The following is a 25,537-nucleotide window of genomic DNA, read 5'->3' as shown; positions in this document are numbered from 1 at the left end:
GGGCGGGCTGATGATGAATTTCTACGTCTAAGCCGCGCAAACGCTTTCGTTACCACCCTTTTCAGTACAATTATTGACTAAATCCTTAAACAATGTTTCCCATGAAAAAGACGACCACTGCTCTATTCCGACATTCACTGTCGATCAACGGGCAAAATCCTGGCAGGGTACAAGTCTGGTTGATGCTGTTCGTGCTGCTCTTGCCCCTGTGGGCCATCGCCCAAACCTCCCCTACGATCTCCGAAACTATCACGTATCCGACCGCAAGTGGTGTAACCAACATGAGTACAGTTTATGGTCTCGTCGCGAATAATAAATCAAAAGCGGCCAGTAACTCGGCGAAAATTCAGCAGGCCATCATTGATTGTTACGGAAACAGAACCAACGTATCTCAGACTCTCTATTTTCCGAATGGCACCTATTACGTCAACAGGAAAATGACGCTTGGGAGCGTCAACGGTACGGGTAAAGTGCAGACTCCCGCACGAGCCGTGACGTTCCAGGGACAAAGCCAGGACGGGTCTATTCTGCGATTGGTTGACGCCAGTCCCGATTTTGACGGGGTCAGTTCGACCGTCGCAACGCCGGTACTGGCCTTCTTTGAAGGCACGTTCAACAATGTGGCGATGGGGAATTACGTGAGAAACCTGACCATCGACATCGGGGCCAATAATCCCAATGCCATCGGGCTTGATTTTCACAACAATAATTTCGGCGGCATTTCCAACGTCACTATCAAAAGCAGCGATAGCCAGCGACGCGGAAATACGGGCCTGAAGATGAACATCGAGAACACTGGCATTGGCTACATCAAAAATGTGCGCGTCGAGGGGTTTGATTACGGCATCCAGGTTGGGGCCTACATCATTGCCTATATGTACGAAGACATCGAACTGGAAGGGCAACGGATCGCGGGCTTGGTCAACCAGGACAAACCCATCCAAATTCGTCGTCTGACGAGCCGGAACGCCGTGCCGGCCATTGTCAATACGCCCGTGTCCAGCGCGTCGGTGGGAGTGGGTACTATCGTTATCATCGACAGCAAGTTGACGTATACTGGTGACCGCACCGCCAAAACACCCGCCATCAACAACCGGGAAGGGTCGGTGTTTGCCCGCAACCTGACGATTGATTATCCCGTCCGTATTCTCGACCTGGGCGTGGATCGCTCCGCTGAACTGCCCGACGGGGGCGAGTTTTCGTCGCGGGGCGTTTACGACATCAATGGGCTGACGACGACGGGCCACTCGATGAATCTGCCCGTCAAAGACCCGCCAGTTGTGCCGTGGGACGAAGATTTTGCCAACTGGTCCATCGTGAACCCCGACGCGAACGGACCCGCCGACGATGCCGACGCGATCAACGCGGCCATTGCGTCGGGCAAATCGACGGTCTGTATCCGGTACGGGCTTATCAACATCAACAAAACGATCAACTTCCCGGACGGTCACAAGGTAAAGCGCTTTCTGGTGCTGGGCGTGATAAAGGCGGGCGGGGCCGCGCTGACGACAACTGATGGCATCGTTGATCCGGCCATCAAAAAGCCGGTGTTCGAGATCGGCACGGGCGCGAACAATGCCTTAGTCATTGAAGGGATTAGAACCCGGAATGGCAATTACTTCCAGTACATCCAGAATAACTCCAAAAAGACGCTCATTCTGAGAAGTAATTCCCTGTACGGATCGAATCGGGTTTACCGAAACCGCTACGATACAGGCCACAAACCCGGCCCGTTATTTATCGAGGATTTGGCGACGCTGGCCGAAAATCCGTATGGCAAAACCCAGCCAGGTCCGGGTTTTTTATTCGATCATCAGGAAGTATTTGCCCGCAGTTTCAACCCCGAAAACGTAAATCCATTTATGCTCAATCAGGGCGGAACTGTCTGGATAATGGGCGTAAAAACGGAAGGTCTCGGCGTACCGTTTGTCACCACGCAGGGCGGCTATACCGAAGTGTTAGGCGGAGAAATCAACGGTACATTCAAAGGCGACGTACATCAGGAAATAATCAACACGACCGATGCCAGCGTGTCGATTATTGTCAGCGAAAAAGGCCGGTTTAATGAGTTGGTCCGAAATACGGTTGTGGTCGATACGCGGAATGGCACCACGAAGACGATGCTGAAAGGCGTGATGCCGCAAACGGCCAAGCAAAACAAATATGTTCTATCGACCGACATTCCGCTGTTTATTTCCTACGTGGTCAAGCCCGTAAAATCGCTGAAAAAATCAATAACGCCAGCCAAACGATCCCGGTAGTTCGCTGGTGATCGGCCTTACCGGGTAAATTTCAGGATCAACCCAGGTTCAGACAAATCATCTGCGCCGTTTGCCGACAACCCGATTTGCTGAATGACCGTACCTGGAATGATAATCCGGTTTTTTTGATTGGTGAGTCGATCGGTGATGTCGATGTACTTGTCTGACAGATTCGCCAAATCCTGCGCCATTACGCGAATCTTGCCCAGGGCAGACGGAAAAACAAGCGTCAGCGTATTGTATTGCCCGAAAACGCCGACGGGTTTAATCGCATCCGTCAGATTTATTTCTACATCGGCCAGGGGCGTATGAACGCCTTTCTCAATGGACGTTCGGGGTAAGGTAGCCACGGCGACGGCTCCATTGGGATGCCGGGAAGCCAGCACAAAAGGCAGGGGCGTATTGGCTGTTTTGACCCTCGGCAGCGGCATATTCAACGACACAACAGCCGGTGCGCCCTGCCTGACCGTCAGGTTGTTATACTGATCGGGCCGGGGCCCGAAATTCCACGTATCAACCAGCACCGAGTCGCTTTGCAGCAACGCGGATTGACCGGCTGGCACAACCGGAGTCAGCGTGCGCCAGTTGACCGCCCGCAGCACCTCCGTGTTGCGCTGATAAACTTCGACCAGATTATGATATGGCAACCGCATTCGGCCCGGCGGCAGCGGAGACCGCATCACCCCCAGGGCTGTATGCAATACCACGCTGAGGTATAATTCGTCTTCTGTATTCAGATAGCTCCGTTTCGCGCTGGGCTTTTTTTTCAGTAGCTCAACCGCCCGGTCCAGCGTGGTAGACACGGCGAGCATATACGCCACGTCGTAGGTTCTGAGTACGTCGCTCACAGCCAGCAGGTCCAGCGTATTCGTCAATACAGCTCCGTTTTCGGCGAACTTAAACCGCCCTCCTCTGGCATCACCAGTCCGGGAATTAGTGCTCTCCAGGTCATTAAAAAAATCACCTGTGTAGGCGTGTTCGAGTTGCAAATCAGGTGCTTCTTCACGGGCTACGCGCGTCATCATGGTCCGATAGTTCTCCTCTTTGGCGTGTTTGCCCCAATCTACTTTCCAGTAGACAATGCCGGCCTGACGACTCCACCGGGCGCGTTCCCGCCAATAGGACTCTGCATCCGATACCGTCGCGGAAAGGCTGTCTTTCTCGCCGGGCTGTTGAACCGCCACCCAAAGGCCCAATCCTTTCCAGCCAGCCTGCGTGACCCGCTCCCGGATCTGACGTAATTTTTCGGCGGGAGTCCCGACCAGCGAAGGGAACCGATCAGGATCAGGAATCATTGCCCCAAACCGGCTGATATCTGAGGGTTTGCTGATGGACAAGGGTACGTCCCAACCGTAGTCAAGCACAAACAACAGGTTTTTCCGAACGGACGGATAAAGAGTCGTCAGCCAACCCTGCCTGCCAAACAGCACGGTTTCATTCAGATTATCGCGCATGGCTGCCTTAAAATCACTTTGAACCGCGCCCGGTTTTACGAATTCAGGACGAAGCTGCATTCGCTGGGTACGCCAGGTACAGAAATAATCATACGCCTTCGTCAGCGTGTCGGACTGCGGTTTTATCGCCGATCGATCCTCCCGTGTCGAGGGCTGGGCCATTGCCGACGATTGGGTCAGCATACAACTGAAAATCAGTAGGCAAAAGCCGTTTTTAGCAATCATAATTGACAGATTGATAGTCTCACAAGTTGGAATGAGTCATTGATGAACGGGTTATTCTCTCCGGGATTTACCGTAATAGATATACCGATCAATTTCGTCGCCTTTGCCGTCGAGCCGGGGGTCGTTGGTTTGCTTCATCCAGTTGGCTAATTGCTGACCGAACCGCTGCCGGATCGTTGCGTATTTTTTGTCAGTGGCGACGTTGACCATCTGGAACGGGTCTTTTTTGAGGTCGTATAATTCTTCGGCGGGCATTTTGGCCGTGGCCAGATCGAACAGCAGCTTTACGGCGGTCTCGTTGCGGTGTGCCAGCAGCCAGGTTTTGGTAGGCCCGGTATCGACATCGTTGTAGATACCCTGCGAATTTTCGTAGTCACCATCACCGGCGGGGTAGCGGTCGGGCCGCAGGTTGGCGACGTACAAAAACTCGTTCGTGCGAATGGCCCGGGATGGATAACTCAGGTTGCCCAGCCGCGCATTCGCGTGGCGTTCGCGTTCGAGAAAAATGGCGGGCTGGGTGCGGCTGGTTTTGCCCGTCAGCAACGGCCACAGATTCAGCCCGTGCATTTCCGACGGCGGGGCCACGTTCAGGGCCGCGAACACCGTCGGAGCCACGTCGATCAGGTTCACTAACTCCGCCGTCGGGCGGGCGGGCTTGATTTTTCCCTTCCAATAAATAGCCAGCGGAATGCGCGTACCGGCATCGTACATCCGGGCTTTGGATCGGGGAAACGGCATTCCGTTATCGCTGGTGACAATGATGAGCGTATTGTCCAACCGGCCCAAGCTGTCGAGCAACTGCACTGCATCGCCGATCATAGCATCAAACCGCTGCACCTCAGCGTAATAATCGGTGATGTCTTCCCGCACAATTGGCGCATCGGGCAGAAAGGGCGGAATGTTCACCTTCGCCGGGTCAAAGCCCGCTTTTCTGCCACTGCCTACTTCGTAGGGCCGGTGCGGGTCGTAGGTGCCGAGCCAGAAACAGAACGGCTTCTCGGCGGGCAACCCTTTGAAAAAGCCCCGGTAATCTTTCGTTTCCGGCCCGGCGGGGTTGTGCGTATAGCCACCAGCGGTAAAATCACCCGGACCCCAGCCCTTGCTGAACGAGCCGGTCTCGTAGCCTGCCTGTTTTAGCACCTGCGGAAACGTAGCGAACTCGTTGGGCAGGGTTCCCCACAGATTGGCTCCTTCGCGCAGGGTATGTGGATAACGGCCGGTCAGGATGGCGGCCCGCGAGGGCGAACAGGACGGGGCCGTGCAATGAGCATCGGTAAAGAGCACCCCCTCGCGGGCGAGCTTGTCGAAATGGGGCGTTTTAACGACGGGATCGCCGTAGACGCCCGCGTGGGGAAAACCCCAGTCATCGGCAATGATGAAGAGGACGTTCGGTCGGGTGTCGGCGGTTGGGACGGGGAGTTTCAGGGCGAGGTCGCCAAAAAAGAGACTGAGAGTCAGCAGGGCAAGGAGTAGTCGCATGGGAATTGACTGTGTTTTGTGCAAAACTACAGGAGATCACTCCTAAATTCTCTCTGCTTTCGTAAATGCGAAGACCTTTCCAGGATAGAACTTGAAGTTTTGCACATCAGAATTTTCGCCAGCAAACCTTACCTGCCGTTCACCGTGAAACTACGAACCATCTACCTCGGTGCATCACTGTTTATCGCCACCAGCCTGTCGCCGGTTGTCGCCCAGATACAGATCCATCTTGGCAAAACCCGACCGATTCCGACCACGTTGTTTGGTCTGAACGGGAACATCACCGCCTACGACGCCCCGTTCGACCGGCCCAACGCAGTAACTGACCTGAAACAGACGGGTGTTGCACTCCTGCGGTATCCGGGTGGTATGATTGCCAACCACTGGAATTTCGAGACCGGCGGGGTCGATAAGTCCGAGCCGGACGCGGATATGCAGCCCTGGATCGTCTCGAACTTCAAGAACACTAAACGTACCTTCACCCTTGAGAACTACGCCAACGGACTGAAAGCCACTGGCATGGCTCCGCTGGTGGTGCTGAATATGCTGGGCAAAGACTTGGAACATAACCTGAACGTCCTCCGCAAACTCCGCGACCTGGGCTTTCCGGTCCGGCACGTCGAGCTGGGCAACGAGCTTTATTTCGGTTTAGTCAAGATGAAGCGGGTTTTTCCAACTCCCGAAGACTACGGCCGCACCTGCCAAACGTGGATTGGGGCCATCAAAAAAGAATTTCCCGACGCGCAATGTGCCGTGATCGGCTACTACGTCAACGGCGATGCCCGCAATACCAACTGGACGAAGCGCGTCCTGAGCCAATGCACCAACGCCGATGCCGTGACCTTCCATGCCTATTCCGCGCTGGGCTTGGACGGCAGCATCAAACAGCCCGATCTGGGGCTTGTGAAAGATCAGACCACCAGAAACCCGTCCGCGACCCGTATCGCACCCACCGACATGGCCGAACGTCAACGCTGGGAAATCGCGCAACTAACTGATTCAAAAGCCATTGCCAATAGTCTTTCACGGGTGCAGACATCGGCGGGTACGATTGACGAACTCGGCTCTCCGGCCACGATGCCCGTCTGGATCACCGAGTTCAACATGCGCGCCGACGACTCGGCCATTCGCGGCACGTGGTTGAACAGCTTGCAAATCAGCACTTTCCTGACCCGGTTTCTGAAAGACCCCCGTGTGAACGTGATTATGTTCCACAACATATACAGCAGTCTGTTCGGGGCAGTCTATCAGAATGAGCAAGAACTGAACTACCTGTTGAACGAGAAACTGACCAGCAAACCCGGCGCACTCACGGCGGGCGGGCTGATGATGAATCTCTATGCCCAGACCGCCCGCAACATGACTTCGGCCACACCGATGACCTTCGATAACGCGCCCACCCTGGCCAACGACCGGAACGAAACCGTGCCGGGTTTGATCGGCTGGCAGTTTGCAAACGGCTCTCAAAAGCGAACCTTACTCGTCAATCAAACCGCCCAAAACCAGGTGCTTGCCACCGATTTGATGGGTACAGACTCAGCCGGTGCGCCGGTGCGATTTCGGCAGTTTCACGCGCCATTAGTGACTTAGGTTCAGGGAGTCGAGAGCCTGCAACAGAACAACGGGCAGTTGGCCAAAACGCTTTCATTATCACCCTTTTCAATAACAATTATCGACTGAACCTCTAAACAATGTTTCCTGTGAAGAAGATGACGACTACTCAATGCCGACTTTCTCTATCAAGAAATTGGCAAAACCCTGGCAAAGTACACGCCTGGCTGATTTTGTTCGCGCTGCTCCTCGGACCCTTGTGGGCCGTCGCCCAGAACATCGTGTTCCCGCCCGAAAGTGGCGTAACCAATCTGGTTACTGCCTACGGTCTCGTTCCCAACAATGTAGCAGAAGCGACCAGTAATTCGGCGAAACTCCAGCAGGCCATAACTGACTGTTTTGGAAGGAGAAATGGGACGACATCACAGACCTTGTATTTTCCAAACGGCACCTACTATATCAACAAGAAAATGACGTTGGGGAATATCACGGGCGGTACGACAACGTCGCGGGAAGTAACGTTTCAGGGACAAAGCCGGGATGGTGCGATCATTCGACTGGTTGACGCGAGCCCCGATTTCGACGGGGTCAGTTCGACAGCAGTAACGCCGGTACTGGTCTTTTTTGAAGGGACATTTAACAATACCGGAATGGGGAATTATGTAAAAAACCTGACCATTGACATCGGGGCCAATAATCCCAATGCCATCGGGCTCGATTTTCACAATAATAACCACGGCGGCATTTCGGACGTGACCATCAGGAGCAGCGACAGCCAGCGACGCGGGAATACAGGCCTGAAGATGAATATCGAAAATACCGGCACCGGCTACATCAAAAATGTGCGTGTTGAGGGTTTTGACTACGGGATCAAAGTTGGGGCCTATATCATCGCGTATATGTACGAAGACCTTGAACTGGAAGGCCAGCGGATCGCGGGCTTGGTGAATCAGGACAAGCCCATCCAAATTCGCCGGTTGACGAGCCGGAACGCGGTACCCGCCATCATCAACACGCCCACGATTACTCCCAGCGCGCCGGGCGTTGGCACTGTCGTTATCATTGACAGTAAGCTGGAGTATGTCGGCGACCGCAACACGGATACACCAGCCATCAACAACCAAGAAGGTTCGGTGTTCGCCCGCAACCTGACCATCGACTATCCCGTCAGAATCCTCGATTTGGGGGTAAACCGTTCAGCCGAATTGCCCGACGGGGGCGAGCTTTCGTCCAGGGGGGTGTACAACATCGACGGCAAAACGACGGGTACGTCAATGAATCTGCCGATCAAAGATGCTCCGATTGTGCCGTGGGACGAAGATTTCACCAATTGGGCGGTGGTCAACCCCGATGCGAACGGAACCACTGATGATGCCGATGCGATTAACGCGGCTATTGCGTCGGGTAAATCAACGGTTTGCATCCGGTACGGTAGTATTAATATCAATAAAACGATCGTATTCCCGGACGGTCACAATGTCAGGCGGTTTCTGGTACTGGGAGAAATTAAGGTAGGCGGCTCTACACTAACGACAACAGATGGAGTCTTCGATCCGACTGTAAAAAAGCCGGTATTCCAGATTGGCACGGGAGCCAACGAAGCCTTAGTCATTGAAGGGATTAGGACGGAGAATGGCAGGTTCTTTCAGTATATTCAGAATAACTCCACCAAGACGCTCATCCTCCGAAGCAACGCTTTTTTCGGGGCAAACCGGGTTTATCAGAATCGGTACGATGCCAACCACACGCCTGGCACACTTTTCCTCGAAGACGTAACCACACTGGCCGAGAATCCCTACGGGGAGTCGCGGCCGGGGCCAGGCTTTCTGTTCGACCACCAGGAGGTGTTTGCCCGCAGTTTCAACCCGGAGAATGTAAATCCGATGATGCTCAACCAGGGGGGTAAAGTCTGGATCATGGGGTTTAAAACAGAAGGATTGGGAGTGCCCTTTGTCACTACCAAGGGCGGCTTCACCGAAGTGCTGGGCGGAGTGGTCAATGGCACATTCGCCGATGTGCATGAAGAGATTATCAATACGGTCGATGCGAATGTATCCATCATTGCCAGCGAGAAAGGCCGGTTTGCCGATCGGGTTAGGAACACCGTTGTGGTCGATACGCGGTATGGGGTGACAAAAACAGTGCTAAAGGGTGTGATGCCGCAAACGGCTAAGGATGGCAAATTCGTCTTATCGACCGACATTCCATTGTTCATCGCCAGCGTAGTCAATTCAGCTCCGGTCGCCACGATTAACGCCAATCAGACGGCTACAACCGGAAGTGGGTTCGCCTACACGATCAACCCCTTCACCGATGCCGAAACGCCCAATGACCTGACCTACGCAGTTACTGGCTTACCTGCGTCACTAACGTATAATGGCAGTACCCGCATTATTTCAGGTGTGCTGAGTACCACGGTTGGGTCGCCGTACAGCGTCACGGTTACGGGCACCGATCCGGGTGGCCTGTCAGCCAGTACCAGTTTTGTGCTTACTGTAGTCACCAGTGATACGGTTTCTCCATTGTCGGTAATCGCTTCGGCCGATCCCACTGCGATTCTGACGACAGGCACAACGACGCTGCTGGGCACGGTTTCGGGTGGTACCGCCCCGTATAGTTATACCTTTACGGGGCCGGGTTCGATTACCGCCAGCGGCAACTCAGCTATCGTTTCGGGATTAGTCGCTGGGGTTCAGACTTTCACCGTGGTAACCCAAGATAGCACATCACCTGTTGGTCAGATGGCCTCAGCCACGGTTACTGTCACAGTAACCCTTCCGCCCAACACAGCCCCTGAAGCCGTTGCCAGTTCTGATCGGACGGTCACGACGGGAGTTCCCTTTATCTACACAGTCAACCCCTTTACCGATGCCGAGACGCCCGACGAGCTTACCTATGCAGCGACCGGCTTACCGGCAGAACTGGCGTTCAATGGCCGTACCATTTCGGGTACGGTAAGCACCACAGTGGGATCGCTGTACAGTGTCACCATAACCGGCACCGATCCACGCGGCCTGTCAGCCAACACCAGTTTTGGGCTTCGGGTGATTGACGCTTCGACGGTAAGTAGCCTGACAGGGGTGGTCATTAGCCAGATATGGGGTGGAGGGTCTAACGTCAACGCCTTCCGCAATGACTTTGTTGAGTTGTTTAACCGGAGTAATAGACCTATTCTCCTCGATGGCTGGACAGTGCAGGCAGCCAGCGGTACTGGCAACTTCAGTAGTAATATCGTTGATCTGAAAGGTATCCTTGCCCCAGGGCAGTACTACCTAATCCAAATGGGCGGAGGGTTTGGGGGGCCACGTCCTTTACCCACTCCCGACGCATCGAATACCGAGATCTTACTGAGCAGTGCCAGCGGGAAGATAGCCCTGGTTAATTCAACGGTGATCCTTGGCTGTAGCAACAGCAGCCCGGCCAATCCTTGTTCAGCGGCCAATCTGGCCCGCATCGTTGACTTAGTGGGGTACGGGAGTACCAACTTTTTTGAGGGCAGTGGCACAGCTCCGGTGCTGTCCAATGCGCTGGCCGGTTTCCGAAAGTTGAGTGGCTGTACCGATACGAGCAACAACAGGGATGACTTTACTACGGCGGCACCGGCTCCGCGCAATTCGGCCAGTCCTACCAATGTATGTAACCCCGTCGTAGAAATCCCGCTCTCGCTGGTTGTCTCGGCCAGTCCAACGACGGTTCTGACGACGGGTACGACAACGCTTTCGGCCACCGTGTCAGGCGGAACCGCGCCGTATATGTACAGTTTTACGGGTCCGGGTACGATCTCGCCCAGCGGCAACACGGCCACCGTGTCGGGCCTGATGGCCGGGGTGCAGACCTTTACCCTCACCGCCACCGATGCCACCTCGCCTGCCAGCCAGATGGTCTCGGCTACCCTCAGCGTGACGGTCAACGCCCCGACCAGCACCACTATTACGGGGCCCTTCGCCATCACGGGCGTCACTACCGTAAACTGCCAGACGCTGAGCTTCGGGGAGCGGAGCCTGAGTTTTACGCCCCAGTACGCAGGACGCAATGGGCAGACCATCACCTTCTCGGTGGTCAACGAACTGCTGCCTACGACTACCGCCGGTCCCTACGCACTACGGTTGTACACCGATAACCCCACCATCACCCTGAAAGCCACCCAGACCGACACCATGGGCGAAGCCAGCTTCACCTACAACTGGTTAGCCGCCTGTGGCACTCCCTCCCCCGGTCCAGGCGGCTTCGCCATCGTTAGTGTCAGCACCAGCAACTGCGAGGTTCTCTCGACGGGGGAGCGTCGGGTCACCTTCACGCCCGTCTACAGCGGGGCTACCGGCTCACCCATCAGTTTTTCGGTGGTCAACGAACTGCTGCCCACAACCGCACTGGGTCCCTACTCACTGCGCTTGTACACCGACAACCCCACCATCACCCTCAGTGCCCGGCAGTCTAGCGTGGTGGCTGCTTTCGCCTACCACTGGCTGGCGGCCTGTGGCAGTGGTAGTCCACGACTTGGGGTTGCAGAACCAATCGAACTGTTGAGGGTTACGGTTCTGGGCAATCCGCTTCAGGATCACACCGTGCGGGTGCGGGTGGAGGGCACCAACAGTCAACCGCTGCGACTGTCGATAACCGACATGGGGGGAAAAGTGATCGCGGACCGGTTCAGCCCGCAGCCCGCGTCGAGTATGGAGTACGTACTGGATTTGGGTGACCGATCGGCGGGCACACTGCTACTGCGGGCTAGCACCCCCACGCAAGCGCGAACCGTCAAGCTAATCAAGCAATAGTCACCTGCGTCTATATTATTCGGGTCTTTCAGGTAACGAATGCCGCTCGTTACCTGAAAGACCTGAATGGCTGGTGTAGAGACCTGTATGACATTGGATTCGGTTGATCCCCTGGCAGTTGCCCCGCTCAGCAACAGAGATGATAGCCAAACCCGACGGGTATACTTTCAGCGAGACAAACGGTGACCCGTTTAAAACTTCGGCCTTTTTTTACTGACACCGACCACAACACCCTTTTCGATTGGGACCATCAAATAAACCTTTAAACAAATATTACATGAAAAAGACGACTACTTATTCCCACTATCTTCTGCCGATCAACCGGGGAAGTTTAGATCAAGACCGCTTCCGGTTTATTTTGTTCGCCTTACTCCTCAGCCCCTTGTGGGTCGTTGCCCAGAATATTGTTTATCCGCCCGCAACGGGCGTGACCAATCTTGTTTCGGCCTACGGGCTTGTGCCGAATAACGTGGCGGAAGCGACCAACAACTCGACGAAGCTCCAGCAGGCCATCGTTGATTGTTACGGTAGGCGGTACGACCCTGCTTCGACCCCTGTTTCTCAGGTTCTGTATTTTCCCAACGGCACCTATTACATCAACAAAAAACTGACACTGGGAGCCATTCAGGGCACCGGCACCACGTCGCGCGAAGTAATATTTCAGGGGCAAAGCCGCGACGGAGCCATTCTGAGACTGGTGGATGCCAGTCCTGATTTTGACGGGGTCAGTTCAACGGCCGTAACGCCCATGCTGGTGTTCTTTGAAGGTACGTTCAACAACAACGCCATGGGGAACTACGTGAGAAACCTGACTATCGACATCGGAGCCGATAATCCCAATGCCATCGGGCTTGATTTTCACAACAACAACTACGGCGGCATTTTAGATGTCACCATCAAGACCCGCGACAGCCAGAAAAGAGGGAAAATCGGCCTGAAAATGAACATTGAAAACACCGGCATCGGCTACGTGAAAAACGTGCGCGTCGAGGGTTTCGATCAGGGCATCAACGTTGGGGCCTACGCCATCTCGTACCTGTTTGAGGACATCGAACTGGAAGGCCAGCGGGTAGCGGGTCTGGTAAACCTGGATAAACCGATTCAGATTCGCCGGTTAACGAGCCGGAATGCCGTACCGGCCATCGTCAACACGCCCACCCTTATTCCCGGTGTACCGGGCGTAGGCACCATCGTCATTATAGACAGCAAGCTATTTTACACCGGCGACCGCAGCCTGCCCACGCCCGCCATCAACAACCAGGAAGGCGGGGTGTTTGCCCGGAACCTGACCATCGACTATCCCGTCCGCTTTCTTGATCTGGGCGTGAACCGCTCGGCTGAACTGCCCGACGGGGGTGAGTTGTCGTCCAGGGGCGTTTACAACATTGACGGGCTGACAATCGGCACGTCGATGAACCTGCCCATAAAAGATGCGCCGGTCATCCCCTGGGACGAGGATTTTAACAATTGGGCCATCGTGGACCCCAACGCCAACGGCACCGCCGATGATGCCGATGCGATCAACGCGGCTATTGCCTCGGGCAAATCAACGATCTGGGTTCGGTACGGATTTATCTACGTCAACAAACCCATTGTCTTCCCCGATGGCCACCAGGTGAAGCGGTTTCTGGTGCAGGGCGAGATCAACGTCACCGGATCGACGCTGACGACAAATGACGGCGTTTTCGATCCGGCCATCAAAAAGGCGGTCTTCGAGATTGGTACGGGCGCCAACGAGGCCCTGCTTATCCAGGGAATCAGAACGCAAAACGGTAACTACTACCAGTACGTTCAGAATAACTCTAAAAAGACACTCATCCTCCGGCATGATTCATTCAATGGGGCAAACCGAGTCTATCGGAACCGATATGATGCCAGCCATACGCCCGGCACACTCTTCATCGAAGATGTGAATTCGCTGGCCTCGAATCCCTACGGAGTAACGATGCCGGGACCGGGCTTTCTGTTCGACCACCAGGAGGTGTTTGCCCGCAATTTGAACCCGGAGAACGTGAACCCGATGGTGCACAATAAGGGGGGAAAGCTGTGGATGATGGGGTTTGATACGGAAGGCTACGGGGTTCCTTTCGTTACCACGGATTACGGCTCCACCGAGGTGCTGGGTGCCATCGTGTTTGGCGTGTTTCGGGGCGATGTCCACCAGGAGATCATCAACACGACCGATGCCAACGTGTCGGTCATTGTCAGCGAAAGGGGCCGGTTCCCCGAATTAGTCAGGCCTATCGTTGTGGTTGATACCCGATACGGGGTAACGAAGACGATGGCCAAAGGGGTGATGCCGCAGACGATGAAAGAAGGTAAATTTGCTTTATCGACTGACGTTCCGCTGTTCATCGTCAGCGTGGTCAACACGGCTCCGGTCACCACGGCCAACCCCAGCCAGACCGCCACAACCGGGAGTGGGTTTGCCTACACGGTCAACCCCTTTGATGATGCCGAAACGCCCACCAGCCTGACTTATACGGCGACCGGCTTACCGGCAGAACTGACTTTCAACGCCAACAGCCGCGTGATTTCGGGCGTACCAAGCACCACCGTGGGTTCGCCGTATAGCGTCACGATCACCGCCACCGATCCGGGCGGGTTGTCGGGCAGCACCACCTTCACGCTCAGTGTGATTGCCGCCGTTACGGTTGCTCCGCTTTCGGTAATCGCTTCGGCTAATCCGACCACGATCCTGACAACGGGGACAACCACGCTGCTTGGCACCGTTTCGGGCGGCACATCGCCGTACAGCTACACCTTCACCGGGCCGGGAACGATCACCCAAACGGGTAATTCGGCTACGGTGTCGGGCTTGGCCGCCGGGACACAGACCTTCACCGTGACCGTCCGGGACGCGACAACGCCCACCAGCCAAACAGCCTCCGCTACGGTCATGGTGACGGTGAACCTGCCGCCCAATACCGCTCCCCAGTCCACGACGAACATCAACCGGACGGCCACGGTCGGCATTCCGTTTTTGCACACCGTTACGGCGTTCACCGACGCTGAAACGCCCACCGGCCTGACCTACGCGGCAACGGGTTTACCGGCAGAATTAAGTTTCGACCCGGCGACCCGTATTATTTCGGGGACACCGACCAACACCAGCGGCTCACCGTTCACGGTCACGATTACGGCGACCGACCCGCCCGGTCTATCGGCCAGCACTACATTCAGCATCCGGGTGCTCGACCCCTCGCAGGTCAGCAGCCTGACCGGGGTGGTCATCAGCCAGATTTACGGCGGGGGCGCAAGCGGTGGTACTACCCCTCAGAATGACTATGTCGAGTTATTTAACCAGAGTAACGTTTCCGTTCCGCTCGATGGCTGGACCGTGCAGGCCAGTAGCAGCGGTACGAGCAACTTCAGCAACAACGTCGTTGACCTGACTGGCATCATTGCTCCGGGTCAGTACTACTTGGTGCGGCTTGCCGGTGGCACGACGGGGCGGGCACTACCCACGCCCGACGCATCGAATCCGGCCCTCGGCATGGGCAGCGGTGCAGGCAAGGTGGCCGTAGTCAACTCCACCTTGCTCCTGGCCTGTAGCAGCAGCAGCCCCAATACTCCCTGTCCGGCTGCCAGCGTCGCCCGCATTGTTGACCTGGTCGGCTACGGGACTGCCAACTTCTTCGAGGGCAGCGGCCCGGCCCCAACACCGTCCAACACCGTAGCCAGTTTCCGAAAATTGAGTGGCTGTACTGATACGAATAACAACACGGCCGACTTTGCCACAGCCACCCCGGCTCCGCGCAACTCGGCCAGTCCGACCAACGTGTGCAACCCGGTCGCGGTGGCATCACTCACGCTGGTCGCTTCGGCCAGCCCCACTACCATCCTGACCACGGGCACGACCACCCTGTCGGCCAATGTGTCAGGCGGCACGCCCCCCTACGGCTACAGCTTCGCCGGACCCGGTACGCTCACCCTTGGCGGTAACACGGCCAGCGTGTCGGGCTTAACCGCCGGGACGCAGACCTTTACCCTCACGGTGGCCGATGCCACCACGCCCACCAGCCAGACGATTTCGGGTACGGTGAGCGTGACGGTTACCGCGTCGGTGCCGGTCAACACCGCCCCAACAATGGCCAACGTGATTCCGCCCCAGTCGGCCACTGTCGGGCAGATGTTCAGTTACGTGATTCCGGCCAGCACCTTCACCGATGCCGAAACACCCGATCAACTGACTTTGTCGGTGAGCGGTTTGCCCAATGGGCTGAGCTTTACGGCTCCGGCGACGATTTCGGGCACACCCTCGCTGAGCCTCACTCCGACGGTGATGGTAACGGCCACTGATCCGGGCAGTTTAAGTGCCAGCACCAGCTTTGCCCTGACGGTGAGTCCGGCTTTGATGACGGTGACGCCGGGTGGCCCCTTCAGCATTACGGGGGTAACGACAGGGAGTTGCACGACAATCTCGGCCGGCGAACGAAATCTGACCTTTACGCCCCAGTACGCAGGTGCGACGGGTCAGCCCATCACCTTCCAGGTCGTTAACGAACTGCCATCTACGACGGCACCGGGGCCCTACACCCTGCGGCTCTATACCGACAACCCCACCATCACCCTGAAGGCCACCCAGACCGGCTCCACCGGTGAAGTCAGCTTCGCCTACAACTGGTTAGCCGCCTGCGGCACTCCCGCCCCTGGTCCGGGCAGTTTCGCCATTGCCAGCGTCAGCACCACTGTTTGTGAGGTTCTCTCGGCGGGGGAGCGTCGACTCACCTTCACGCCGGTCTACAGCGGGGCCAGTGGCTCCCCCATCAGTTTCTCGGTGGTCAATGAACTCCTGCCCACGACGGCACCGGGTCCCTACGTGCTGCGGTTGTACACCGACAATCCCACCATCACCCTCAGTGCCCGGCAGTCCGGCGCGGTGGCTACTTTCGGCTACAACTGGCTGGTGGCCTGCGGTAGTGGCAGTCCACGGCTTGGCGTCGCCGAGGTAGCCGAACCCTTGCGGGTGACGATTCTGGGCAATCCGCTTCGGGCGGAGAGTGTGCGGGTGCGGGTAGCGGGCACCGGCGGTCAACCGCTGCGGCTGTTGGTAACCGAGGTGGGGGGCAAAGTGGTCGCGGAGCGGTTCAGTTCGCGTCCGGCGTCGAGTGAGGAGTACGAACTGGATTTTGGCGGTCGACCGGCAGGCCCCTTACTGCTGCGGGCCAGCACCCCAACGCAAGCCCAAACCGTCAAGCTAATCAAGCCATAATTACTGGTGTTTCGGGACGTTTGGGGAACATACATAGTTTGTTTCCTAAACGTCCTGTTATCTGCCCAAGACCTGTCTCGAACTTGACCCATCTACCTGCCTATTTCTCTGATTTATTTGCAGTTTCATGAAGAATGCTCCGTTTAGACTTGTTTTTTGCGTTAGTCTGGTCAGTCTATCGCTTGCTGCAATTGCACAAACGCAACCTGGTAAACAAACCCCGGAATCCAGCGAAATCTGGGAACCCGTGCCGCCAGTCGTTACGCCCGGCATAACCTCGGCCAATGCCACCGGCACCACCGCTCCGTCCGATGCGGTCGTGCTTTTCGATGGCAAAAACACCGACGAATGGGTAGCCGCCAATCGGGACAAAACGGTTGCGGGGCCGCTGCAATGGCCGGTAAACGACGGCGTGCTATACTCGACGAAAGGGTTCTGGGCGCGGACGAAGCGGGAATTTACTGATTTCCAACTGCACGTCGAGTTCAAAACGCCCTCAACTGTAGAAGGCGATGGCCAGGGCCGGGGGAACAGCGGTATCTTTTTGCAGGGCCGGTACGAGTTGCAAATCTTGGATAATTACAACAATCCAACTTACTCAAACGGCATGATCGGTTCGGTCTATAAACAGGCGATTCCGCTGGCCAACTCCTGCCGAAAACCGGGCGAATGGCAGACTTACGACATTGTTTATCAGGCTCCTGCGTTCAATAAAGTCGGCCTGATGACCAACCCCGCCCACGTGACGGTGTTGCTCAACGGCGTGTTGGTGCAGCACCACACGGCCATTCGCGGCACGACTGCCTACATTGGCTATCCGAAAGTACAGGCGCATGGAGCCGGGCCGATCATGTTGCAGGATCATGGCAACCCGGTTGGTTTCCGCAACATCTGGATTCGGGAACTGTAACAATTCTTCAGAACTCCTTATCGCCGAATTCGTTGCCCGGCAGCTTGGGCCGTTTGCTCAACTGGCGAAACGAATAGCTGATGTTGAGCAGAAAAATGTCTTTTTCCTGAATGTAATTGGTCGTCGTAAAAAAATCCCGGCCCTGGGTCGTAATCCGCTGCTCATTGGTGGGCAACAGGCCCAGCCCGATATTCTGCCATTGTGCCATGAGGGTCAACCGACTGCTCATCAGGCTTTTTTTGACCGACAGATTGGGGGTCAGAAACCGCGAATCTTAGCCCTGGGCCGTAATCCGGCGCGACAAGTAATTCACACTGGCCTGCACAGAGAATGAGGGCGTAGCCTGCACAGTGGTGTTTACGTTGACCGAATACACCCAGGCCGCCCGCTCAAACGTCACCGTGTTTTGAAACAATTGCCCGTCCAGCGTGTAGCGATAGCCCGTTCCGCCGACGTACAGTTTCCAGTTTTTAGTCAGTTTCAGGTCGGCAGCCAGTTCCAGCCCAACCCGCCGGGCCAGGCCTGCGTTGGTAAAAATGCGGCTAAGAATCGTATCGGTATACACCCGGTTTACCCGGTTGATAATGTTCTCAATGCCTTGGTAATACGCCGTTGCCAGTAAGGTGCTGCGGCCAATTTCTCTGGTTACGCCTACTTCGGCCAGGTTCACAAATTCGGGCAGGAGATTAGGATCGCCCTGTTCAAGCGTTTCGGAGTGTTCCCGTTCGGGCAGGGGATTGAGGGCGAAGTTGCTGCTGCGCTGCACCCGGCGGCTGAACCCGGCCTTGAGTGCCAGCCCGGTTCGGGGCTTGTAGAGCAGATTGAACGAGGGGAATAGGTTGTTTAGTGTCAGCGAGTAGGTCTGGTTTTGGGGCCGGGCGATCAAATCGCGCACGGCATTTTCGTAGCGTAATCCCAGGGTGTACTCGGCCTTTTTAGTGGACGCGCCAAACTGCGTGTACCAGCTATGGATGCGGTTGGCAATGGCAACCCGCCCCGTGAAGGCCGGTATCAACCGGAGGGGTAAGCCGTTTCCATCCTGCTGGCGATAGTCGTAATCGCCCGTGTCGTCCTGGTAACGGTATTGATAGCCCCCTTCCAGCTTACCGCCCCAAAGGGGTAAGCTGGCATCTACGCTGGCCCGGAAATTTTGAATCGGCCTCTCGGTAGTCGACAGGGTATACTGGAGGGTATCGGTGTAATCGGCCCGGTTCAGGTTCAGGTTACTGGTAAAGCCATCGATCCGGTCATACTCGTAGAAGGCCCCCGCGCCAATCGTCGCTTTGCTGCGAAAGGTGTGCGTATAATCGAGGTTGGCCGTGTAGAACCGCCCTTGTCTTCTGACCAAATTACTGTTGAAATAAGCAATCCGGCCAATGGTCTGACCCGTGTTGAGATTGGTGGTGGTATTGGTATAGAAAATATCGGCCAGCCGGTCTTCGGTGCGCTGGCTCTGATACAGGCCCAAATTCCAGGCATTTTGTTTGTTGGGCAGGTAAGCCACCGCCAGCCGGTTGGTCAGCGTGTAGCGGTCGAAACTGCGCTCGCCCGTCGAGGGGAATCGGGTAAAGCGGTTTCCGATGGTCGTATTCACGTCGCCCACCCGCCGCCCGGCAATGTCGTTGCGGATGTAGGCCGAACTCAGCGTCAGGTCCCAGCGGGTGGCGCGGTAGTTGAGGGTCAGGTCAGCCCCGTACCGCCGGGGGGAGCGGGCATTGCCAAAGTCATTCACGCTGGGCATACCCAGCAGCCCGTTGGCCTGCGACGACCAGCCGTTGTCGGCTCCGGTCCGGGTAACGATGGCAATGATGCCCGCCTTGCCGTCGGGGTCGAAGCGGGCATTCGGCGTAGTAATGACTTCAATGGACTCGATGGTGTTGGCCGGAAGCTGACTCAGCAGCGTACCTAAATTGGCCTGAACGGGTTTGCCGTTGAGCAGTACCAGAAATCCGTTGGCTCCGCGCAGACTTACCTCACCTTCGGCATTGATCGTCAGGCCGGGCAGGTTACGCAGCACGTCAGTCGCTGTACCGCCTGCTGCCGACTGAAATTGGGCCGCGCAGTAGGTTTGCCGGTCCGCCTTAACCACAACATCGGCCCGCTGAGCCGTCACCTGCACTTCGTTCAGGACTTTCGAGTCACTTTCGAGCGGCAGGGTTCCCAAATCGAGCCGTTGCTGCGGGTCGATGGTCAACGGCACGGAGGCCGGTTTGTAACCGACGAAAAAGGTCCTGAGTTTGTACGATCCTGCTTTCAGATTGGGTAGTCTGTACCTTCCCGTCGAGTCAGTGATGGTGCCGCTCACGACTGTCGAATCGGGCTGGCGATAGAGAGCCACACTGACGAAAGAAATCGGTTGGCTGGTGATTTTATCAACGATTCGCCCCACGATCTCCGTTTGCGCGCTGGCTTTGCTGAATCCAATGCAGCCGGTAAGGAGCACCAAACCAGTAAATTTCAACATAGGTGTAATCGTTACAGGCGGGTGGTTGACACCAGGAAACGGAAGACGCACCTGCTGCCAGTATTTACTCATAAAACTAAGTAGAGATCGGGTGGCTGACTGTTAACCGAACGTTATTTTTCCATCCGGTCAGTCACTCATCAGCGATAAAGTCATCGGTAGTGTACCAATCACAGGCACCACTCCCCAAATGGTGCGGATGGAGAACAAAAAAATAGGCATCGTGGGGTTATTTTATTTGTTGCTGGCCAGCGGGTGGGATTGTTGCTGCAAAAAATCCCGTAACAAATCGGCGTGCTGGTTGACGATGGCCTGATACGCGGCATTGGCAGCCACGTTTTCGGTCTCGTCTGGGTCTTTCCGGTAATCGTAGAGTTCAGTAGCCATCGGTTTGAGCGCCGTTCGGATTGGGTTTTTCCGAAAATCCTGTTCAAACCAGGCCACGTAGCGGTAGCGGTCCGTGCGAATGGCATAGCCCATCACCTTATCGTTGCTGCGCGGATACTGGCTTACGGCGTAAGTTTTTACGCCCGTTGCCGGTTTTTTAAGCACCGAAACGAGGCTTTTCCCGGGCAGCGCATCGGGCGTTTTCAGGCCCGTCAACGCACAAAGTGTTGGGAATACGTCCACAAATTCGGTGAGCGATTCCGTTTGCTGGTTGCCCTGAAAACCGGGAGCCGTAATAATCAACGGCGAGCGGGTGGCCTGCTCGAAATTGGTGTGTTTGCACCACATCGCGTGATCGCCGAGGTGCCAGCCGTGATCGCCCCATAGCACGACGATGGTATTCTTGTCCAGACCACTCGCTTTCAGTTCGCCCAGCAGCAGTCCGACCTGCGCGTCCATGTAGGAGACCGATGCGTAGTAGCCGTGAATCAGGCGTCGCTGCACCGAGTCGGCATAGGGCGCGTAGCCTTTGGGAAACCGTTCGCCGTTTGTCCCCGTGTACTGCGTGACCAACTCGCCGGAAGGCTGGTAGGCTACCTCGACCGGGTTCTTGCTATGCTGCTGGTAAGCCGCCAGCGTCAGCTTGGAGCGGTCATACAAATCCCAGTATTTTTTGGGTGCGATAAACGGCAGATGCGGACTCCGAAAGCCAACGGCGAAGAAAAACGGAGCCTGCTGACCAGCCAACCGCCGAATGATTCTCCGCGCGTTCTGCCCGACATTCCCATCCGCATAGACCGAATCAGCAACGGCCTCGCCTTCGTCAACGGGGCAGAGTCGCTGCTGAATATATGGCCCGACCGGAACGCCCTTCGCTACCGCTTCGGCCTCAAGCCGGTCGAGCCGTTGCCGGGTTTGCGGGTTTCGGTACATCTGGAAAGCCGCGCCAAAGCCCGCAAGCTGGTGATACGGCACCGACCACGACAGCGAATCCTGCCCTTTGTCTACTGACCGGCCATCATAGACTTTGCCAATGCCAGAGGTCACGTATCCATGCTGCCGGAAATACTGCGGCATGGTCAGAATGTATGGGTTCATCGCCCGAATCTGCGTTTCCAGGTCCCAGACGCGCGTGTAGTCAGGGCGTTGGCCGGTCAGCAGACTGGCGCGGGTGGGCGCGCAAACAGCTTGCTGGCAATAATTTCGCCGGAAAACCGTGCCTTGCACGGCCAGCCGGTCAATGTTGGGCGTTTTGATCTGGCGGGTTCCGTAGCAGCCCGCCATTGGTTTCCAGTCGTCAGCCACGATGAACAGCACATTGTAGCGTTGCGAAGCCGGGCGGGGTGCGGACATGTGCGCGACCAGAAAGCTGGTAAGCCCGCATATTCCAAAAAAGAGTAACAGCTTATGCATATACGCCTGTTTTTAAGGTGTGTACCCGTCACGGTTTGGCAATGGCTTCGAGGTCTTTCCAGGGCAACACGCCAACTTTATCGGCCCATTGCTGATATTGGTTCGCTAATTCGCTGGCTTTCTGCCGGTTACTCGCACTCAGGTCGTTCATCTCCGAACGGTCGCGGCTCATGTCGAAGAGTTGCCATTGGTTCTGCGGCCATTTTGACACTAATTTCCAGTTGCCCTGCCGGATGGCGCGGTTGCCTTCGTGTTCCCAGGCCAGAAACGGGCGTTCGGCGCGTTTTTTCCCGGCCAGAATCGGCACCAAACTCCGCCCCTCGACCGGGATCACCGGCTTGTTTTTGTACGTCGCCGGGTAGGTCGCGCCCGCCAGTTCCAAGCACGTCGGTAGAATATCCGTTATGTGACCGACCTGATTATCAAGGCGTTTCTTCTTAATCAAGGCGGGATAGTGTACAATCAGGGGCGTGGCAATGCCGCCTTCATGCGCCCACTGCTTGTACATCCGAAACGGCGTATTGCTCACGTTGGCCCACGACGGACTGCCCATCGCCCAGCTTCGGGGAGTACCAATGGACTTGTCCACCTGCGCCAAACCGGGTTCCGACTTGTTGCTGGCCGGCACCGGCAACTCCTCCGGCGACGAACCATTGTCCGATAAAAAGAAAATAACTGTATTCTCCAACTGCCCGATTTCTTTTAGTTTGGCAATCAGTTTGCCCGTTTCCCGGTCTAAACAAGCGATCTGGGCGGCATAAACGGCCATTTTCAGGTCGAACGTATCGCGCTGGGCTTCGCTTAGGTTGTTCCATGTTTTGACCAAATCATCAGGAACCGACAGCGTTTGGCCTTTCGGCACGAGTCCCAACTGCTGTTGCCGGGCAAAACGACGTTGGCGAATCACAGCAAACCCATTGCGGTACCGGCCCCGGAACCGGGCAATGTCTTCGGGCCAGGCCTGCAACGGAAAATGCGGGGCGATGTGGCCGAGATACAAAAAAAACGGCTTGTCGCCCTTGCGTTGCTGTTCCAGAAACCGCACCCCAAAATCGTTGATGGCTTCGGTCGAATAGTAGGTTTTCGGGTCTATTTTTTGCGGCACATCGTTCTCGAAAATCGTGTGCGGCCCCACCGCCGGGTAAAAATAAATCCCCCCGCCCCGGTCAATCAGATAACTCTGGTCGAAGCCCCGGCGCATCGGCTGCAGACTCGCCATCTTATCGCCGACGTGCCATTTACCCGAATGAGCCGTCACGTACCCCGCCGTTTTGAGTCCCTCAGCGATGGTGATGCACTTGTCGTTCAGCACGCCTTTGTAGGCCGGATGGTTATAGTCCCCGCTCATGTCGCCGATGCCGGTCTGGTGCGGATACAAGCCCGTCAGCAAAGCCGCCCGCGACGGACAGCAGCGACCGGCGTTGTAAAACTGCGTCATCAACAGCCCGTTTTTCGCCAGCCCATCAATGTTCGGCGTTGGCACTTCTGATCCCATGCAACTGAGATCGGAATAGCCCATATCATCGGCCAGGATGATGATAATATTGGGTTTGCGGACGGGCGCGGTCGGCGTTTCGAGCTGTGGCTGGAAGGCCATCAACCCGACAACGACGATCAACACCAGCAGAATTAGGAATGATAAATCTTTCATCTTGACCAGTTTTTTATAATGCCTTCACTTTCAGTTGTTTAACAGCAAAATCGGCGGCACGGGCCGTTAATGCCATGTAGGTCAGCGACGGATTGACGCAGGACGACGAGGTCATGGCCGACCCATCGGTGACGAACACATTCGGCACGGCGTGTATCTGGTTGTGGCCGTTCAGCACCGACGTTTTGGGGTCGCGGCCCATCCGGGCGGTTCCCATCTCGTGAATACCGCGTCCGGGAAACGAACTGGTAGTATTGGGTTTTACCCGCGTGAATCCCGACGTTTCGAGCATTTCTACCGCGTCGTTGACCATGTCGCGCTGCATTTTCCGCTCGTTTTCCTTGAACTCAACGTCGAAAACCACAATCGGCTGGCCCCATTTGTCTTTGTCGGTCGGGTGCAGGTACATCCGGTTTTCGTAGTACGGCAGGGTCTCGCCGAAGCCGCCTAAGCCCATGATCCAGGGGCCGGGCTGGGTCATACGCTCCTTGAAATCGGCCCCGAAATTAAACTCCGCAATCTCCCGCTGCCAACCCGTCCGGCTTGCTCCGCCCTGATAGCCGAAGCCGCGCAGGTAGTCGCGTTTGTCGGTGCCGTAGTTGCGGTAACGCGGAATATAAATGCCGTTGGCCCGCCGACCGAGGTAATACTTGTCTAAGTCACCTTCCCAATGACCGTCGGCTCCGAGCGACGAATGGTGATCCATCAGGTTATGCCCGACCTGCTCCGAATCGTTGCCCAGCCCGTTCGGAAAGCGGTTGGATTTGGAGTTGAGCAGCAAAGCCGCCGAACTGATCGAACTGCCGCAGACGAAAATGACGCTCGCAAAATACTCCCGGCTGTCCATCGTCACGGTGTCCACCAAGCGCACGCCGGTAGCCTTTTTGCGGGTCTCGTCGTATAGGATTTCTGACACCAGCGAATCGGGCCGCAGCGTGAGCCGCCCCGTTTTGGCCGCCGGGGGCAACGTGCAGGATTGGGTGCTGAAATAAGCACCATACGGACAACCAAGCGAACATTTGTAGCGATACTGGCACGAAGCCCGGCCCATATTCATCTGCGCCTGCGTCGCTTTCGACAGATTCGCCACCCGCCCGATGGTCATCACCCTGCCTGGAAAGTTTTTCTCGATCCGTTGCCGGACTTCTTTTTCAATGCAGTACATCTCCATCGGCGGCAGAAATTCACTGTCGGGAAGTTGGGGCAGGCCGAGTTTTTCACCCGAAATACCGACGTGTTTTTCCACGTAGCTGTACCAGGGCGCAATGTCTTTGTAGCGGATTGGCCAGTCCACGGCGATACCTTCTTTGGTGTTGGCCTCGAAGTCAAGGTCACTGAGTCGGTACGTTTGCCGCCCCCACATAATGGACTTGCCGCCGACGATATTGGGCCGGAACCAGTCGAAGCGTTTATCTTCCTGATAGAGTGCGTCGGTGTCTTTGAGCCAGTAGCTTTCCGTGCCGGGGTTGTAGGGCCGGGCGCGGCCCAGCTTGGGGTGCGTGGCGCGTTGTTCGGTGGTCAGATAACTGCCGTGGGGCATTTCCCAGGGGTCTTTATTGGCCGTTTCGTAGTCAGTAATGTGGTCGAGTTTGTGGCCCCGTTCCAGCATCAGTACCCGTAAGCCCTTTTCGGTCAGTTCTTTAGCCGCCCATCCGCCACTGATGCCCGACCCGATCACGATAGCGTCATAAGTTGCATCTTTGATCTGGTCTATATTCAGATTTGCCATTGTCTGTTTGTGTGATGACTGTT

12 protein-coding genes are annotated in these 25,537 nt (G+C 56.1%); 5 read left to right on the top strand and 7 right to left on the bottom strand.

Annotated elements, in window-relative coordinates:
* Positions 1–101 precede the first annotated feature (101 nt).
* Complete coding sequence (locus ACYVHB_RS29075; RefSeq protein WP_461055419.1) at positions 102–2,261, top strand: glycosyl hydrolase family 28-related protein; 2,160 nt, start codon at positions 102–104, stop codon at positions 2,259–2,261.
* A 17-nt stretch (positions 2,262–2,278) separates the two neighbouring features.
* Here the strand turns inward: ACYVHB_RS29075 and ACYVHB_RS29070 are convergent, their stop codons facing one another.
* Together ACYVHB_RS29070 and ACYVHB_RS29065 are read right to left on the bottom strand one after the other, a co-directional pair.
* A complete protein-coding gene (locus tag ACYVHB_RS29070) occupies positions 2,279–3,898 on the bottom strand; it encodes a hypothetical protein (protein WP_461055418.1) in 1,620 nt (539 codons plus the stop codon).
* A gap of 93 nt (positions 3,899–3,991) precedes the next feature.
* Positions 3,992–5,419 (bottom strand): sulfatase family protein, encoded by a 1,428-nt coding sequence (locus ACYVHB_RS29065; RefSeq protein ID WP_461055417.1) that lies wholly within the window; start codon positions 5,417–5,419, stop codon positions 3,992–3,994.
* Between the two features lie 99 nt (positions 5,420–5,518).
* Between ACYVHB_RS29065 and ACYVHB_RS29060 the strand changes: the two genes are divergently transcribed.
* The 4 genes from ACYVHB_RS29060 (at position 5,519) to ACYVHB_RS29045 (ending at position 17,870) form a co-directional block, all read left to right on the top strand.
* Entirely contained in the window at positions 5,519–7,009 is a 1,491-nt protein-coding gene (locus ACYVHB_RS29060) for a hypothetical protein (RefSeq protein ID WP_461055416.1), read from the top strand.
* Positions 7,010–7,128: 119 nt separating this feature from the next.
* A complete protein-coding gene (locus ACYVHB_RS29055; protein WP_461055442.1) occupies positions 7,129–11,745 on the top strand; it encodes a putative Ig domain-containing protein in 4,617 nt (1,538 codons plus the stop codon).
* Positions 11,746–12,022: 277 nt separating this feature from the next.
* Positions 12,023–16,960 carry a putative Ig domain-containing protein gene (locus tag ACYVHB_RS29050; RefSeq protein ID WP_461055415.1) on the top strand — a complete coding sequence of 1,646 codons (4,938 nt, stop codon included), beginning with the start codon at positions 12,023–12,025 and terminating at the stop codon, positions 16,958–16,960.
* A gap of 127 nt (positions 16,961–17,087) precedes the next feature.
* The gene (locus ACYVHB_RS29045) at positions 17,088–17,870 is read left to right on the top strand and encodes a 3-keto-disaccharide hydrolase (protein WP_461055413.1); all 783 of its coding nucleotides are present in this window, start codon (positions 17,088–17,090) and stop codon (positions 17,868–17,870) included.
* 7 nt (positions 17,871–17,877) lie between these two features.
* Here ACYVHB_RS29045 and ACYVHB_RS29040 read toward each other — a convergent pair whose 3' ends face one another.
* From ACYVHB_RS29040 to ACYVHB_RS29020, 5 genes are all read right to left on the bottom strand, one after another.
* On the bottom strand, positions 17,878–18,099 hold the full coding sequence (locus tag ACYVHB_RS29040; protein ID WP_461055412.1) for a hypothetical protein: 222 nt from the start codon (positions 18,097–18,099) through the stop codon (positions 17,878–17,880).
* A gap of 45 nt (positions 18,100–18,144) precedes the next feature.
* Complete coding sequence (locus ACYVHB_RS29035) at positions 18,145–20,334, bottom strand: TonB-dependent receptor (RefSeq protein ID WP_461055411.1); 2,190 nt, start codon at positions 20,332–20,334, stop codon at positions 18,145–18,147.
* A gap of 234 nt (positions 20,335–20,568) precedes the next feature.
* Positions 20,569–22,134, bottom strand: coding sequence for a sulfatase (locus tag ACYVHB_RS29030; protein WP_461055410.1), 1,566 nt, complete (start codon positions 22,132–22,134; stop codon positions 20,569–20,571).
* 28 nt (positions 22,135–22,162) lie between these two features.
* A complete protein-coding gene (locus tag ACYVHB_RS29025; protein ID WP_461055409.1) occupies positions 22,163–23,785 on the bottom strand; it encodes an arylsulfatase in 1,623 nt (540 codons plus the stop codon).
* A gap of 13 nt (positions 23,786–23,798) precedes the next feature.
* A complete protein-coding gene (locus ACYVHB_RS29020) occupies positions 23,799–25,514 on the bottom strand; it encodes a GMC family oxidoreductase (RefSeq protein WP_461055408.1) in 1,716 nt (571 codons plus the stop codon).
* Positions 25,515–25,537 lie beyond the last annotated feature (23 nt).

The sequence above is a fragment of the Spirosoma arcticum genome (genome assembly GCF_054779955.1).
The sequence above is the reverse complement of the archived record's forward strand: the minus strand, read 5'-3'. Positions and strand labels throughout refer to the sequence as shown.